Consider the following 665-nt stretch of genomic DNA (forward strand, 5'->3'; position numbering starts at 1 on the left):
CCCGCACCGGCGTCGGGCGGGTGACCGTGGGCAAGAGCCGGCCGCCTTCGGCCACCCGTCGGCCCATGAAGAAAACCCGTTCGGCCCGGATGTCGGTCAGGTTGGAGAAGACCACCAGGTTGGCCTTGCGGCCCGGCGCGATGGCCCCGGCATCAAAGATGCCGAAGTGGGCGGCCGGATTGATCGTTGCCATGCGGATGGCCGTCACCGGATCCAGGCCCTTGGTCACGGCCCTGCGGATCACGGCATCCACATGGCCCTCAGTGAGAATGTCGTGGGGGTGGCGGTCGTCGGTACACCACATCATGTTCGGCCAGGTGTGGGCATCGATGACCGGGAAGAGGGCGTCCAGATTGCGTGCACAGGTGCCTTCACGCACCATGATGCGAATCCCCAGTTCGAGTTTTTCCAGGGCCTCCTCGGCACGGGTGCACTCGTGGTCCGAGGTGATGCCGGCGGCGGCGTAGGCGCATAGCTGCGGGCCGGAAAAGGCCCGGTGCGTGGCCGGTCCATGGCGCGATGCTGCCGGCGCGCCAGGTCCAGTTGGCCATCACCGCCGGATCGGTGAAGATTACACCGGGGTAGTTCATCATCTCGGCCAGGGCCACCACCCGCGGGTGTTCGAAAAAGGGGCCAGGTCGGCGGCCTCCAGCCGCGCGCCGGCC

General features: G+C 67.7%; 2 protein-coding genes. Both read right to left on the reverse strand.

Going from position 1 to position 665, the window contains the following annotated elements; genetic code table 11:
• Positions 1 to 382: amidohydrolase family protein (locus JCM12296_RS35425; protein WP_157068233.1), on the reverse strand; the 382-nt coding region annotated here is incomplete at its 3' end.
• Positions 372 to 665: hypothetical protein (locus JCM12296_RS43050; RefSeq protein WP_218188476.1), on the reverse strand; the 294-nt coding region annotated here is incomplete at its 5' end. The genes JCM12296_RS43050 and JCM12296_RS35425, both read right to left, overlap by 11 nt.

Origin of the sequence: Desulfosarcina cetonica JCM 12296 (assembly GCF_001311845.1) — a bacterium.
GTDB classification, from domain to species: domain Bacteria; phylum Desulfobacterota; class Desulfobacteria; order Desulfobacterales; family Desulfosarcinaceae; genus Desulfosarcina; species Desulfosarcina cetonica.